Genomic DNA, 15,414 nt, shown 5'->3' on the forward strand with positions numbered 1-15,414 from the left:
CCGGGGCGGGTTTGCATCGCCATCGATCATGCCTGCGTCAGGTACTCGACCAAGCGCCGCAGCATCGCATCGCAGCCACGCAACTGCTCGACGCTGACGAACTCATCGGGCTTGTGCCCCTGCTCCATGCTCCCCGGCCCGCAAACCACGGTGGGAATCCCCGCCTGGTCGAACAACCCGCCCTCGGTGCCGAACGCCACCGTGCCGAAGTCATCCGAGCCACTGAGCAACGCCACCAGTTGCGCGGCCTCGCTGGCGGCAGGCGTGGCCAGCCCCGGGTAGGCGCTCAATGGCCGCAAGCGAATCGCACTGGCCGCATTCACCGCACGCATGCGCGGCAGCAGCTCGGCCTCGGCGTAGGTTTGCAGGCGGTCGGCCACCGCCTGGGCTTCAAAGCCTGGCAAGGCGCGTACTTCGAAGTCGAATTCGCATTCCTCGGGAACGATGTTCAACGCCCGTCCACCCTTGATCACCCCGGTCTGCACTGTGGAGAACGGCGGGTCGAAACGCCCGTCGTGATGCTCGGGATGCGCCAGCTCATCACCGATCTCGCCCAGTTTGCCGATCAACCGCGCCGCGTACTCGATGGCGTTGACCCCATAGGGGGCATAGGCCGAATGGCAGGCGGCACCGTGCACCTCGCAGCGCATGGCCAGCTTGCCCTTGTGGCCGAGCACCGGCTTGAGCTCGGTGGGCTCGCCAATCAGGCACAGCCGCGGCTTGTGCGGGCGCTGCGCCACGGCCGCCAACATCGAACGCACGCCCAGGCAGCCGACTTCCTCGTCATAGGAGAACGCCAGGTGCACCGGCATCTTCAGGGGTTGGGCAAGAAACGCCGGCACCGCCGCCAGCACCGAGGCGATGAAGCCCTTCATGTCGGCCGTGCCACGGCCATACAGGCGCCCGTCGCGCTCGCTCAGGCGAAACGGTTCGACGCTCCAGGCCTGGCCGTCGACCGGCACCACATCGGTGTGCCCGGACAGCACCACGCCGCCCCGGTCAAGCGGGCCTATCGTGGCGAACAGGTTGGCCTTGGTGCCTTCATCGTTGTGGAACAGCTCGCTGTGAACGCCAAACCCGGCTAGATAATCGCGAATGAAGGCGATCAGCTCCAGGTTGGAATCACGGCTGACCGTGGCGAAGCCGACCAGCCGCTCCAGCAGCACGCGACTGCTCGCTTCACTCATCGCCGGGCACTCCGTAGCTGGGCGCGGCGGTCGGGTTCAGCGCGCGGGTCACATAGTCCTGCATCTGCGGGCGATAGGCTTGCCATAGGGAGTCCAGTTCGGCGATCGGGTCCTGCTCGGTCCAGTCCACCCGCAGGTCAACCAGCGGCCAGGTCAGCTCGCCGGCGATTTTCAAGGCCGCCGAGTGCACCGGCCCCGCCTCGCCCCCGGCCGCCATTGCCGCGTGCATGGCCGCCAGCAGACGATCAGCCAGATGGCCACCAGCCTGCTCGAACGCCGCGACCATGGCCGCGATCACCATCTGCGACGACAGCAGGTTGCCGGCCGCCGCGCATTGCTCACCGGCTACCGCATTGTGCGTGCCCAGCGCCTCCTTGCCGGTGAACAGCGCCACCTGCCCCTGGCTGTCGATCACCGTGACCTGGCGGTATTCGCTCCAGCCATTGGCACTCAGCACCCGGTCCAGCGCCGCGGCAGGCGGCAGCTGGCCTTGTTCCAGGGCATCAAGGATCTGCGGGCCGAGGGCCGGCAAGGTGATGTTCTGCGTGGCCACGGCACCGACCCCGGCGCGCACCCACGGGCAACGGGCGCCGACGGCGATGCTCGAAGAACTGATGGCGATGCCGACCTGGCCGGTTTCCTGGCAGCGGCCGATGATGGAGAAGGTCATGGTGCAGCTCCTGTGTTGAGTTACCGGCATTCTCGGCGGGCCAAGGCAGCGGCGAAACCAACATTTTCCTCGGCACAGGGCAGGAAAAAACTATGGCGATGCGGCGCGCAGCGGTGCCCATCCACCCTTCGCCAATTTATCGGCAAGCCCCAGCTAAATACTATTTTCGCGATTGCCCCCCCATCCCTAGTCTGGCCCCAGGCAAAGGCGGTCCCCACCGACCTGAACAAGAACGCCGCTGAAGAAGGGCTGGGACATGACACTGAACAACATCGAAATCGACACCCTCGTAGTCGGCGCCGGCCAAGCCGGCGTGGCCATGAGCGAACACCTGAGCAAGCTTGGCGTGCCGCACCTGGTGCTGGAGCGCAAGCGCATCGCCGAGGCCTGGCGCACCGGGCGCTGGGATTCGCTGGTGGCCAACGGGCCGGCCTGGCACGACCGCTTCCCGGGCCTTGAATTCGACCTCGACGCCGACGCCTTCGCCGGCAAGGACCAGGTCGCCGACTACTTCGAGCAGTACGTGCGCAAATACAACCTGCCGGTGCGCACCGGCGTCGAGGTCAGGCAGGTGGTGCGCAACGCCGACCGCCCGGGCTTCACCATCGAAACCAACCAGGGCGTGATCCACGCCAACCGCGTGGTGGCCGCCACCGGCCCGTTCCAGCGCCCGGTGATCCCGGCCATCGCGCCAAAGGACGAAGGCCTGCACCAGATCCACTCCGCCGCCTACTACAACCCCGGGCAACTGCCTGAAGGCGCGGTGCTGGTGGTGGGCGCCGGCTCCTCCGGCGTGCAGATCGCCGAGGAGCTGATGCGCGCCGGGCGCCAGGTGTACCTGTCGGTGGGTGCCCACGACCGCCCGCCACGCAGCTACCGCAACCGTGATTTCTGCTGGTGGCTGGGCGTGCTCGGCGAATGGGATGCCGAGATCGCCAAGCCCGGCCGCGAGCATGTGACCATCGCCGTGTCCGGCGCCCGTGGTGGCCACACCGTGGACTTCCGCGCCCTCGCCCACCAGGGCATGACCCTGGTCGGCCTGACCCAGTCGTTCGAGGGCGGCGTGGCGCGCTTCCAGGACAACCTGGCCGAGAACATCAACCGCGGCGACGAGAACTACCTGGCCCTGCTGGACGCCGCCGACGCCTATGTCGAACGCAACGGCCTGGACCTGCCGCAAGAGCCCGAAGCGCGCAAGCGCCTGCCCGACCCTGCCTGCGTCAGCAACCCGCTGCGCGAGCTGGACCTGGCCCAGGCCAACGTCAACACCATCATCTGGGCCACCGGCTACGGCGTGGACTTCAGCTGGCTGCAGGTGGACGCCTTCGACGCCAATGGCAAGCCGCAGCACCAGCGTGGCGTGTCGAAAGAACCAGGCGTGTACTTCCTCGGCCTGCCCTGGCTGTCGCGCCGTGGCTCTTCGTTCATCTGGGGCGTGTGGCACGACGCCAAGCACGTCGCCGGTCACATCGCCACCCAGCGTACCTACCTGGCTTACCGCGACCGCGAGCAGCGCGCGGCAGATGAGCAGCAACCCTTGATCAGCAACATCAGCACTTTCGGAGCCCACTGATGCCTACTCACACTCGCATCCGCATGTTCAACACCAAGGCCACCTACCCCAACCAGACCCTGGACAATGACCTGTGCCAGGCGGTGCGCGCCGGCAACACCATCTACGTGCGCGGGCAGGTCGGCACCGATTTCGAAGGCCGCCTGGTCGGCCTGGGCGACCCGCAGGCGCAGGCCGAACAGGCGATGAAGAACGTCAAGCAGCTGCTTGAAGAGGCAGGTTCGGACCTGTCGCATATCGTCAAGACCACCACCTACATCACCGACCCACGGTTCCGTGAGCCGGTGTACAAGGAAGTGGGCAAGTGGCTCAAGGGCGTGTTCCCGATTTCCACCGGGTTGGTGGTGGCGGGGTTGGCGCAGGCCGAGTGGCTGATGGAGATCGATGTGATCGCGGTGGTGCCGGATCAGCTGTGATCGTCTGAAAAAGCAATCGCCGGCAAACCGGCTCCCACAGGGATAGCACAGATCCTGTGGGAGCCGGCTTGCCGGCGATTGGAGTCAACGCTTTGTCATTGTCGGACGCCGCGCTCGGTACCTCCCATCTGCCCGAACCGCCCGGCCTGGAAATCATCGAACGATTCGGCGATCTCGGCCTGGCTGTTCATCACGAACGGGCCATACCCGACGATGGGCTCGTCGATCGGCTCGCCGCTGAGCAGCAGCACGCTGACGTCCGCCAGTGCCTCGAGGCGCACGCCGTTACCGTCGCGCTCCAGCAATACCAGGCTGGCCGCACCGGCTTCGCGCTCATCGTTGACCCGCAGCGTGCCGCGCAGCACCACCAGCGCGGCATTGCGCCCGGCGGCCGCCGGCAGTTGCAGCGTGGCACCCGCCTTCAAGCGCAGGTCCCAGACGTCCATCTCGGTAAAGGTGCGCGCCGGCCCCTGATGGTCAAGGTAACGCCCGGCGATCACCCGCAGGCTGCCCGCCTCGCCTTCCAGTGTCACCACGGGAATGTCGTTGGCCAACAGCGTCTGGTAGCCCGCTGCGGCGCGCTTGTCCCTGGCTGGCAGGTTGACCCACAGCTGCACCATCTCCAGCGTGCCGCCGCGCTGGGCGAATGCCGGGGAATGGAACTCCTCGTGGATGATGCCGCCCGCGGCGGTCATCCATTGCACGTCGCCCGGCCCGATCAGACCGCCCGCACCAGTGGAGTCGCGGTGCTCCAGTTCGCCCTGGTAGACGATGGTGACGGTCTCGAAACCGCGGTGCGGGTGCTGGCCGACACCACGCCGTGCAGTGGTCGGGGCGAAGTCATGCGGCCCGGCATAATCGAGCAGCAGGAACGGGCTGATATGCCGCGCCAGGTGGTCGTAGGTGAACAGGCTGCGCACCGGGAAGCCGTCGCCCACCCAGTGGGCGTTGGGGCTGCGGTGGATACCCTGGATCTTTTTCATGAGAAGCCTCCTGTTGATGGGTTACACCTTACAGATGAGGCCAATACTGCGGTAGATAGCTGAAACGGCATGGATCGTTCCATCAGTGGAACAACCAAACGACTCGCGGGGCAAGCCCGCTCCCACGCCTGAACGAAGCAGGCAGTGGGAGCAGGCTTGCCCCGCGATGCGTCGATCAGGCGATCGCCGCGTCCACCAACACTTGGGCTTCGGCCACCAGGCGCTTGAGGTGCGCCTCGTCGATGAAGCTTTCGGCGTAGATCTTGTAGATATCCTCGGTACCGGACGGCCGCGCGGCGAACCAGCCGTTCTCGGTCATCACCTTCAGGCCGCCAATGGCCTGGTTGTTACCCGGCGCATGGCTGAGGATCTGCTGGATCGGCTCGCCGGCAAGCTCGGTGGACTTGACCTGTTCCGGCGCCAGCTTGCTCAGCAACGCCTTCTGCCGAGCGTCGGCCTTGGCCTCGACACGGGTGGCGTACGGCTTGCCCAGCTTGGCGGTCAGGTCGGCGTAGATCTGGCTCGGGTTGCGCCCGGTGCGGGCGGTCATCTCGGCCGCCAGCAGCGCCGGAATCAGGCCGTCCTTGTCGGTGGCCCAGACAGAGCCGTCCTTGCGCAGGAACGAGGCGCCCGCGCTCTCTTCGCCACCAAAGCCCAGCGAGCCGTCGAACAGGCCCTGGGCGAAGAACTTGAAGCCCACCGGCACTTCGTAAAGCTCACGGCCCAGGCCAGCGGTGACGCGGTCGATCAGGCCGCTGGAGACCACGGTCTTGCCCACGGCGGCATCGCTGCGCCATTGCGGGCGGTTGCGGTACAGGTAGTCGATTGCCACGGCCAGGTAGTTGTTCGGCTGCAGCAGGCCATCGGCGGTGACGATGCCGTGGCGGTCGTGGTCCGGGTCACAGGCGAAGGCCACGTCGAACCGCTCGCGCAGGCCGATCAGGCCTTGCATGGCGTAAGGCGAGGACGGGTCCATGCGGATCTGCCCGTCCCAGTCGACGGTCATGAAGCGGAAGGTCGGATCGACCTCGGTGTTCACCACTTCCAGGTTCAGCTGGTAGTGCTCGGCGATGGCCGACCAGTAGCGCACGCCGGCACCGCCCAATGGATCGACGCCCAGGCGCAGGTTGGCGCTGCGGATCACGTCGAAGTCGATGACGTTTTCCAGGTCGGCGACATAGCTGCTCACGTAGTCGTGGCGCTGAGTGGTCGGCGCCGCCAGCGCCTGCTGGTAGTCCATGCGCTTGACGCCGGCCAGGTTCGCCGCCAGCAGCTCGTTCGCCTTGGCCTCGATCCACTTGGTCACGTCGCTGTCGGCCGGGCCGCCGTTGGGCGGGTTGTACTTGAAGCCGCCGCTCTGCGGCGGGTTGTGCGACGGGGTGATGACGATGCCGTCGGCCAGGCCCTGCTGGCGGCCACGGTTGTAACAGAGGATGGCATGGGACACTGCCGGTGTCGGCGTGTACTCGTCGTCCTTGCTCAACATCACCTGCACGCCGTTGGCGGCCAACACCTCCAGGGCGCTGGCGGCGGCCGGGGCGGACAACGCGTGGGTATCGGCACCGATGAACAACGGGCCGTCGATGCCTTTCTCCTGGCGATACAGGCAGATGGCCTGGGTGATCGCCAGCACGTGGTATTCGTTGAAGCTCAGTTCGAACGAAGTGCCGCGGTGGCCCGAGGTGCCGAAGGCCACGCGCTGGGCCGCCACCGCGGCGTCAGGACGGCCGGTGTAGTAAGCGGTCAACAGGCGGGGGATATCGACCAGCACGCTGGCCGGAGCCGGCTTGCCTGCCAAAGGACTGAGCGTCATGCGGAACCTCGAAATCAACGGATGTTGGTGTTGGAACGCGCAGTGTACTGGGAGTTTCAGCGCCAGGCGATGGCGGCGTTCACGCCAGTTGCCACCAGCCGGGGAACATCTGCCGAACCCGTGGTTCGGCAAAGCGCTCGTCGATCAGCACCAGCACACCCCGGTCGTGGTCGCCGCGGATCACCCGGCCTGCGGCCTGGATCACCTTGCGCACCCCAGGATAGAGATACGCATAGTCGAAACCGGCGCCGAACTGGCGGCCCAGGCGCTGCTTGAACTGTTCGTTGACCGGATTGACCTGGGGCAGTCCGAGGGTGGCGACGAAAGCGCCGATCAAGCGGCTGCCCGGCAGGTCGACACCCTCGCCGAAGGCGCCACCGAGCACGGCGAAACCCACCCCCTGACCGTGCTCCACGAAGCGCGCCAGGAAGGCCTCGCGGCTGGCCTCGTCCATGCCGGGAGACTGGCGCCAGATGGGTAGCGCCGGGTAGCGTTCGGCCAGCAGTCGCGCCACCTGTTCGAGGTACTCGAAGCTGCTGAAGAAGGCCAGGTAGTTGCCCGGCTGGCCAGCAAACTGAGCGGCGATCAGCTCGACGATCGGCGCCAGTGAGGCATGGCGCTGCTGGTAGCGGGTAGACACCTCGCTGACGATGCGCACCTGCAACTGCTCGGCGCGAAACGGCGCGGCGACTTCCAGCCATGCAGTGTCGGCCGGCATGCCCAGCAGGTCGGTGTAGAAGTGCCGGGGATTCAGGGTCGCGGAAAACAGCGTGACGCTACGCGCCGCGCTCATGCGGGGGCCCAGCAGCCGGGCAGGCACCACGTTGCGCAGGCACAACGTGGCCAGGCGCCGTCCACGGGGGCCGTTGCGCGGACTGATATCGAACAGGAAGTGCTCATCGAACAGCTCGGCGATACGGCTGAACTGCAAGGCCTGGAAGTAGAACTCCAGCACCTTGGGCTCGACCTCGGCAGGCGCCTGGTTCATGCGCTCCTGGATCAGCCCGATGCACTGCTGCAGGGCGCGCAGGAAGGCGTCGGGCAGCTGTTCGCTCGCCTGGTAGGGCGCGACCTGCCCCTTGTACAACGCGTTCCATTGCCGATTCAGCCGGTCCAGGGCGCTGCCCAGCCCGGCCGGCTTGGCCTGGCGCAGTGCCAGCAACTGGCCCTGGTCGAGGCTGGCGCTGTACATCTGCCGTCCGCGCTCGACCAGGTTGTGCGCCTCGTCCACCAGCACCGCCGTGCGCCACTGATTGGCCTGGGCCAGGCCGAACAGCAATGCATGGGCGTCGAAGTAGTAGTTGTAGTCGGCCACCAGCAGGTCGACCCAGCGCGCCATCTCCTGCCCCAGGTAATAGGGGCAGACCTGGTGTGCCAAGGCCACCTCGCGCAGGCTGGCGCGGTCGAGCAACGGCACCTGCGCGGCCGCTTCACGGGCAGCGGGCAAGCGGTCGTAGAAGCCCCGCGCCAAGGGACAGGACTCGCCATGGCAGGCGTTTTGCGGAAACTCGCAGGCCTTGTCGCGGGCGATCAGCTCCAGGCTGCGCAGGGCCGGTTGCGGCGACGCCTGGGTAATCTGGCGCAATGCATCGAGGGCCAGGGCCCGCCCTGGGGTCTTGGCCGTGAGGAAGTAAAGCTTGTCCAACTGCTGAGGCACCACGGCCTTGAGCAGCGGAAACAGGGTGCCGAGGGTCTTGCCGATGCCGGTGCTGGCCTGAGCCATCAGGCAACGGCCGGTGCTCACCGCCTTGTACAGGGTCTCGGCCAGTTGCCGCTGGCCTTGACGCAACGCAGGGTAAGGAAAGGTCAGGGCCAGCAGACCCCGGTCGCGTTCGGCCAGGCGTCGTTCCTGCGCCTGCGCCCAGGCCAGGAAGCGCTGGCACTGAGCTTCGAAAAAACGCCTGAGGTCGTCGGCGCCGCAATGCTCGCTGATCACGGTCTGGCCGTCGCTGTCGACGTCCAGGTACACCAGCGCCACGTCGATCGCCGGCAACTGCCGCGCCTGGCACAGCAGCCAGGCGTAGACCTTGGCCTGGGCCCAGTGCAGTTGGCGGTGATTGTCGGGCTGGCGGGCGAGGTCGCCGCGATGGGTCTTGATCTCTTCCAGCCGGTTGCGTGCCGGGTCGTAGCCATCGGCACGGCCGCGCACCCTCAGGCCTTGGTATTCGCCCTCCAGCGCCACCTCCGACTCATAGCCGGCGCCGCGCTTGGCCACCACCCGGCGGTGCCCGGCGATACCTTCCTGGGCACTGGGCGACGGCGTGAAACGCAGGTCGAGATCGCCGACCTTGGCGCTGAATTCGCACAGGGCGCGGACGGCCACGGTGTAGCTCATGCCGGCGTAGCCTGCCAGCGCACATGGCAGACCGCCACCGGCAACCCGTGGGCGTGGCAGAACTCGAGCCAGCGCAGCTGGTTGTCCTGCAGGCGGTCGCCCGGCCCCTTGACCTCGACCATGCGATAGCCGCCCTGCCCCGGCCAGAACTGGATAAGGTCGGGCATGCCGGCGCGGTTGGCGCGGATGTCCTGCAGCAAACGCAGGAAGCAGGCTTTCAAATGCTCGGGCGGCAGGTGCTCGAGTGCCTGTTCGAGCAGTGGCTCATCGAGCATCTGCCAGAACACAAACGGCGACTGCAGGCCTTGCTTGGCCGCATGGCAGGCCCGAATGGCCTCACGGTGACTGCCATCGTCGAGCCGGCCCAGGCAGGTTGCGAACAGCTCGGCGCGGCGCAGTTGGAAGTCCGTGTCATGCAGGTCCTGGGGCCCGGCCTGGAATGGGTTGAAGAAAGCACCTGGTACCGGTGCGAAGATCGCCTCCCAGCACAGCAGGCCGAACAGGCTGTTGAACAGGGTGTTCTCGACGTAGTGGACAGCCCCGCCCTGCTGCTCCAGATACAGACGCACCGCCTCCTCCACCCCCAGTGCCGCCATCACGGCCGGCAGTTCCAGCTCGATGAGCGTGACCGCGCTCGTGCGCCGACGCGGTTGTGGCGGGCCGCCGAGCTTGCGCGCCAACCGTGGCAGCATGCGCTCCAGCGCCTGGCATTCCAACGCGTTGGCAGGCGCCTGGGCCATGGCCTGGGCCAATGCGAGTGCCGGCTGCCACTGCTCGCTGCGCTCGTATACCCGGACCTGGCGGATGCGCGCCTCGGGGTGGGCGCAGTCGGCATAGACCTGCAACGCCAGGTCCCAGTCGCCAGCACGCTCGCATTGCTGGCCGATGCTGAACAGCAGCCGCGCCCGACGACGGACCAACCAGGGGTTGCTGTGGTCAAGGCCCGCGAGTGCCGCGAGCAGTTCGGCGGGCGCGGCGCCCTGCTCGAGGCGCTCGGCGCACTGGTGCAAGGCCATGGCCAGGTCGACCTCGCTACGCTGGCGCAAGGCCCGCGAGTCGGCGCTGAACGCCACCTGTTCGTAACGGAACACGCCCAGATCGGCCAGCACGAAATCGGACCAGCTCTGGTACAGGTTGCCAAAGAACAACAGCCGCAGCCGGTCGCATAATGGCTGCCGGCTCCAGTGCAGGATCAGCGTCGGGAAATCGGGGCACCACTGTGCCAGGGGCCTGGGCGCCAGCTCGAGTGCCTGCAACTGTTCCAGCAATTCGGCCTTGCTGGCCCTAGGCCGGGGAATTTTCCCGGCGAAAAGCCCGGCCAGCTCATCCTTGCGCAGCAAAGCCCACAATTGCTCGACGGCCAACGGTGCGTCGGCTGTTACCCAGCCCAAAGCCAACAGCGGCACCAGGGCCGCGTCGGCATCGCCGATCTCGGCGTAGTCGAGCTTGTCCCTGCGAAACCACTCGCCCTTGCGCATGACCATCCGTACCAGCAGCGCCTGCGCTGACACAGGCAACTCGCTGAACACCTGGATGAAACGGTGCTCATCGCGGTCCAGCAGGTCGGCGTAGCGTTGCCCGACCCAGCTCAGGACCTGACGGAAGTTATACAGGTAGTACAAGGGATCATCGACAGAATGGGCGATCACGGTGCAGGTCGGGCGCAGGGGAACAAGCACTGGTTATACATACAGACCGCCTGCTGGGGCAAGTGCGCTGGATCAACGGTCACGCGCTGCTCCACGAACCGGTCGGCAGCGGCCGCAGCCACAGGTCGCGCCGCCCCAGCAACTGATACAGGCGCCGCGCCTGGCTGCCGAGCGTGCCGGCGTACAGCGCCCGCAACTGCGCGAGCTGCAGGCCGCTGGTGTCCACCAGCCACTGGCTGACAGGCTCCGGACAAGGCTGGCCCTGCAGGGCACGGTGCAGGTATGGCAACGCCACGCGCATACCGGGGTGGCAGCGCAGCACGAAGGCTTCGAGGTTGTGCCCCTGCGCGTCGAAGGGGGTGAACAGCTGGCAGACCAATTGCGCTTCATTGACGCCATAGGCCGCAAGCAGTCGCGCCTGAGCCTCGTCGCGCAAGGCCCGCCCCTGCGGCCAGGCCACCGCCGGCTGGCGCAAACGCTGATAGAACGCCTGCGCGCCCTCGCGGTAGGTACGCTGCTCGAGGTACTGCGCCTTGAGGCCATGCAGGTGGGCCAGCGGCAAGGGGTCGAACAACCCTGCCGGCCCTTGGGCATGCCAGGCCTGCGCCTCCTCCCGCCCGAGCATGCGGTCAAGGTGCCCGCCGTCATCGGGATGGCGCAGCAGATCCTCCACCGTCATCAGGTGGGTATCGCCCCAGGGCTGATCGTGCATGGGCGCTGTCGGCGACTGCCAAGGGTCGGACAGCATCTGGTGCAGCTGTTCGACACCGGCGGCCAGGACGCTGTGGGGTGTCACGGTGTGCGCGACCTCCCCGCTATGGCGCAGGCAACGCCGCCCCCAGGCCAGCAGGCGGTGGCGCTGGGCAAGCGGCGCGGCGCTGACCAGGAGCTGCTCGCCGTCTTGTCCACCCAGCACCTGCCCAAGGCTGGCCCCCACATCCAGATACCCCCTGGCGCCGAGCAAAGCCCCGGGCTGCCCGCCGGCGAGGTGCCCGAACAGCAGCCAGGCGTTACCCGCGGCGGCCAATTGTTCGGCCGAACAGGCCTGTCGGGCACCAAATGGGCCAAGCTGCCCGCCATCGGCGCGCAACAGCTCCACCCGTGGATCATCGTGCAGGAACAGTGCGCTGAAGCAACGGTCGTGAAGGGCCAGGGCGGTGTCGTCGAGGGTGGGCAGGCGGGCCGCCAGCACCCGCAGGCGGAAAGTGGCGGCGTGGCGAATGGCGATACTCAGTTGCGCGGCGCGCAGGCAGGCCAGCAGATGCGCGCTGCGCCGGTCCACGCCGTGCAGGGCCAGTACCCGCAGGTTGCCGATGTATTCCTGGCCGCCAGCGATGACCAGCAGGCGCTGGATCAGCAACTGCACCGAGGCGCGCTGGGCCTGGCTCATGTGCTCCAGCAGGCGCTGCAGGACTTGCTGGTAGATATAGTGCATGGCTTGGTCGTGGGTCTCGGTCATGCTATCGCTCCATCTCCCTGACGGCTTCGAATTGAAGTCCGATTCTGGCAGATGAATAGCTGACCGGGCTTGAAGGAAACTTCCCAAAACCGGGTAAGAAAATTAGCAATGTTTGGCAGTGAGGCCACGAACCAAGGCCCGCCCCTACAGGGCGGGCGTCATGCAACGGCGGTAGAAGCGGGCTTGCCCGGCGCTGGCGTCGGCAGCGTCAGCCCTGCCCGCCCATGTCCAGCACCACCCGTCCACCGCAAGGGCAGGCGTCCATATGCCGGTGCGCCTCGACCACCTGCTCGAACGGGTACACCTTGATGATCTGCGGTGTCAGCAACTGGTCGGCGGTGAACTGGTTGATGTCGCGCAAGGCCCGTTGCAACGCCACCTGGTCCTGGGCGATGCCCAGCTCCGGCTTGCCGGTGAAGTTGCCGATGCAGTGCACATGGAACTGGATGTTCTTCTGGAACGCCGCGCAGGCCGGGAACGGCGTCTGGTTGCCGCCCTGCAGGCCATACAGCACCAGGCTGCCGCGCGGTGCCAGGACATCGCCGAGCAGCGACATCTGCGGGCCGCCCATGCCGTCGAGGACCATGTCCACGCCACGGCCATCGGTGTACTTGCCGATCTGCATCAGCAGGTCCTGCTCCTCGGTGACGATCACCTTGTCCGCGCCCAGGCCCAGCAGGTACTCACGCTGCTCGGGTTCCTTGGTGGCGGCGAACACCTTCAACCCCAGGGCCTTGCCCAGTTGCACGAAAGCCGGCCCGGCGCAGTGGCTGGCGTCGGTGACCAGCGCGGTCTGCCCGGCCTTGGCCCGGGCCAGGTCGACATAGGCGAAGTAGGCGATCAGCAGCGGGGTGTAGTGCACGCTGGCCTCGATCGGGGTCAGCACGTCCGGATAACGGGTGATGGCGCTGCGCGGCAGCACGATCACGTCACCGTAGACCGGGTGGTCGTTGGGGCTGGTGGCCGGGAAGCTGGCGACCCGGTCGCCCACCGCGATATCGTCCACTCCCTCGCCGACCGCGGTGACCACGCCGGCCATCTCATGGCCGATACCCGCCGGCAGCCGCGCCTGGGACGGCGCCAGGTTCTGCCGCCAGAGCACGTCGTACCAGCTGATGCCGATCGCCTCGACGCGGATCTGCACCTCGCCGGTGGCCGGTGACGGTTCGGCCTGCTCCTCGCAACGGAGCACATCGGCCTGGCCGAACTTGTGGAAACGGATCATGCGGGACATCGCATACCTCGCCTTTGTGAATCTCGTATTACCACGGACTTTATCCGGGCTTTCACGGTTGGACCATCAGTGGCTGTTAATAGTCGACATGCCTGTCATTGATTGGGCCCCTGACAAATCTGTGCATTGGCACCCGGAAATCGGTGCAGGGTACCAGCCTTTGGCCTTAAGATTCACCCCTGCCCCACTTCAGGCGAGCCGCATCGAATGAATCGTAACGACTTGCGTCGCGTAGACCTCAACCTGCTGATCGTGTTCGAGACGCTGATGCACGAACGCAGCGTGACCCGCGCCGCCGAGAAACTGTTCCTCGGCCAGCCGGCGATCAGCGCCGCGCTGTCGCGCCTGCGCAACCTGTTCGACGACCCGCTGTTCGTGCGCACAGGCCGCAGCATGGAGCCATCGGCGCGCGCCCACGAGATCTTCGCCCTGCTGTCGCCGGCGCTGGACTCGATCTCCACCGCCGTCAGCCGCGCCGCCGAGTTCGACCCGGCCACCAGTAACGCCGTGTTCCGCATCGGCCTGTCGGACGATGCCGAGTTCGCCCTGCTGCCCCAGTTGCTCAAGCGCATCCGCGCCGAAGCGCCCGGCATCGTGCTGGTGGTGCGCCGGGTCAACTACCTGCTGATGCCCACCCTGCTGGCCTCCGGCGAAATCTCGGTGGGCGTGAGCTACACCAGCGACCTGCCGGCCAACGCCAAGCGCAAGGTACTGCGCCGCAGCATGCCCAAGCTGCTGCGCGCCGACAGCATGCCCGGCAACATCACCCTGGACGACTTCTGCGCCCGGCCCCACGCGCTGGTGTCGTTCGCCGGCGACCTGTCCGGGTTCATCGACGAGGCGCTGGAGGAGATCGGCCGCAAGCGCCATGTGGTGCTGGCCGTGCCGCAGTTCAACGGCTTGGGGAGCTTGCTGGCGGGGACGGATATCGTTGCCACCGTGCCGGATTACACCGCCGATGCGCTCACGGCAGCGGGCGGCCTGCGGGCCGAGGATCTGCCGCTGGAAGTGCGCAGCTTCGAGCTGCACATGGCCTGGCGCGGGGCGCAGGACAATGATCCGGCAGAGCGGTGGTTGAGGTCGCGGATACAGATGTTCTTCGGGGATCCGGATAGCTTGTGAAAAGCTTCTACTTAGATGAAAAAATACTAATCGATTCATAGAGATGTTGAGCACATCAGTCCAAAACCGCCCATCGTATTCCGCTCATTTCACAGTTGCTCGATGAAGAGCGCACCTTCCGTGACGTATCCGAACAGTGACTGGTGAGTAAATCCATCGCGGGCGTTCGCGGTGTCTTGAGTAGCATCACGATGCGCTGGCTAGGTGTTCAGTCCCCGGGGAGTCATGGTGCGTTGGTGAAAATGCGCAGGAAAGGCGTCGACCTATTGGCAGGTTGTGGGCTAAACCCATTTTTCCCATTTAAGTGCATCCAGTTTGCTCGTTGGCGGGTATTGCTAGTGGGCGGCCTGTGACTGCCCAGCCCAATCACCTGTCAGGAGCCATACCCATGAGCCTCAAATCCTCCGCCTGCCTGCTCGCCTGCAGCCTCGCCCTGACGTTGCAACCCGCATACGCCCAATCCGCGCTGCCTGATGCGGTCAAGGTCCCCGATGGCCATCGCGTATTGCTCGAGACCGTAGGCGTCGGCGAGATCACCTACGAGTGCCGCGACAAGGCCAACACCCCCGGCCAGACCGAATGGACCTTCGTCGGCCCCAAGGCCGTGCTCAATGACCGTACAGGCAAACGGGTGGGCGACTACTTCGGCCCACCCGCCACCTGGCAGGCCAAGGACGGATCGAAAGTCACCGGCACCCAGCTGGCGGTGGCACCTGCCGACAAGGGCGCCATACCCTATCAACTGGTCAAGGCCAACCCGGCCGAAGGCAAAGGCGCCATGCAGGGAGTCAGCTATATCCAGCGCCTGGCCACCCGCGGCGGCGTGGCGCCGGCAAGCGACTGCACGGCGCAAAACAAAGGTGCCAAGCAGATCGTCCAGTACCAGGCTGACTATGTGTTCTGGACAGCCAAGTGAAGGACGCTTGAGCAGACACGTTGCAACCGTTCATCTACGCTCGTTGGCAAGCCCCCG

Annotated in this window: 12 protein-coding genes; 4 read left to right on the forward strand and 8 right to left on the reverse strand. The window is 66.4% G+C overall.

From position 1 onward, the window contains the following. Positions 1–26 precede the first annotated feature (26 nt). On the reverse strand, positions 27–1,187 hold the full coding sequence (argE, locus tag ACQ4OD_RS13770; RefSeq protein WP_102684945.1) for an acetylornithine deacetylase: 1,161 nt from the start codon (positions 1,185–1,187) through the stop codon (positions 27–29). Next, positions 1,180–1,857: a DUF1028 domain-containing protein gene (locus ACQ4OD_RS13775; RefSeq protein WP_258700900.1), complete on the reverse strand. Its 678-nt coding sequence runs from the start codon at positions 1,855–1,857 to the stop codon at positions 1,180–1,182. The genes argE and ACQ4OD_RS13775 overlap by 8 nt, the downstream gene beginning before the upstream one ends. Before the next feature lie 256 nt (positions 1,858–2,113). On the opposite strand from ACQ4OD_RS13775, the gene ACQ4OD_RS13780 reads away from it, so the two are divergent. Together ACQ4OD_RS13780 and ACQ4OD_RS13785 are read left to right on the forward strand one after the other, a co-directional pair. Then, the gene (locus ACQ4OD_RS13780) at positions 2,114–3,430 is read left to right on the forward strand and encodes a flavin-containing monooxygenase (RefSeq protein ID WP_258598110.1); all 1,317 of its coding nucleotides are present in this window, start codon (positions 2,114–2,116) and stop codon (positions 3,428–3,430) included. Further along, entirely contained in the window at positions 3,430–3,846 is a 417-nt protein-coding gene (locus tag ACQ4OD_RS13785; RefSeq protein ID WP_023632135.1) for a RidA family protein, read from the forward strand. The genes ACQ4OD_RS13780 and ACQ4OD_RS13785 overlap by 1 nt, the downstream gene beginning before the upstream one ends. Before the next feature lie 95 nt (positions 3,847–3,941). On the opposite strand, the gene ACQ4OD_RS13790 is transcribed toward ACQ4OD_RS13785, so the two are convergent. From ACQ4OD_RS13790 to ACQ4OD_RS13815, 6 genes are all read right to left on the reverse strand, one after another. After that, positions 3,942–4,829 (reverse strand): pirin family protein, encoded by an 888-nt coding sequence (locus tag ACQ4OD_RS13790; RefSeq protein WP_139670800.1) that lies wholly within the window; start codon positions 4,827–4,829, stop codon positions 3,942–3,944. Positions 4,830–5,004: 175 nt separating this feature from the next. Further along, entirely contained in the window at positions 5,005–6,642 is a 1,638-nt protein-coding gene (gene pgm, locus ACQ4OD_RS13795) for a phosphoglucomutase (alpha-D-glucose-1,6-bisphosphate-dependent) (RefSeq protein WP_139670798.1), read from the reverse strand. A gap of 79 nt (positions 6,643–6,721) precedes the next feature. Further along, complete coding sequence (locus tag ACQ4OD_RS13800) at positions 6,722–8,977, reverse strand: ATP-dependent DNA helicase (RefSeq protein ID WP_198754508.1); 2,256 nt, start codon at positions 8,975–8,977, stop codon at positions 6,722–6,724. Continuing rightward, positions 8,974–10,626: a VRR-NUC domain-containing protein gene (locus ACQ4OD_RS13805; RefSeq protein ID WP_258701609.1), complete on the reverse strand. Its 1,653-nt coding sequence runs from the start codon at positions 10,624–10,626 to the stop codon at positions 8,974–8,976. Before ACQ4OD_RS13805 ends, ACQ4OD_RS13800 begins: the two co-directional genes overlap by 4 nt. Positions 10,627–10,705: 79 nt before the next feature. Further along, complete coding sequence (locus tag ACQ4OD_RS13810; RefSeq protein ID WP_258598118.1) at positions 10,706–12,085, reverse strand: hypothetical protein; 1,380 nt, start codon at positions 12,083–12,085, stop codon at positions 10,706–10,708. Positions 12,086–12,293: 208 nt separating this feature from the next. After that, the gene (locus ACQ4OD_RS13815; RefSeq protein WP_139670793.1) at positions 12,294–13,319 is read right to left on the reverse strand and encodes a zinc-dependent alcohol dehydrogenase family protein; all 1,026 of its coding nucleotides are present in this window, start codon (positions 13,317–13,319) and stop codon (positions 12,294–12,296) included. Positions 13,320–13,526: 207 nt separating this feature from the next. Between ACQ4OD_RS13815 and ACQ4OD_RS13820 the strand changes: the two genes are divergently transcribed. Together ACQ4OD_RS13820 and ACQ4OD_RS13825 are read left to right on the forward strand one after the other, a co-directional pair. Next, a complete protein-coding gene (locus ACQ4OD_RS13820; protein WP_046855927.1) occupies positions 13,527–14,441 on the forward strand; it encodes a LysR family transcriptional regulator in 915 nt (304 codons plus the stop codon). A gap of 388 nt (positions 14,442–14,829) precedes the next feature. After that, a complete protein-coding gene (locus tag ACQ4OD_RS13825; protein WP_430944438.1) occupies positions 14,830–15,357 on the forward strand; it encodes a DUF3455 domain-containing protein in 528 nt (175 codons plus the stop codon). Positions 15,358–15,414: the final 57 nt, after the last annotated feature.

The organism is Pseudomonas sp. WC1, from assembly GCF_050586565.1.
Classification (GTDB): Bacteria; Pseudomonadota; Gammaproteobacteria; order Pseudomonadales; family Pseudomonadaceae; genus Aquipseudomonas.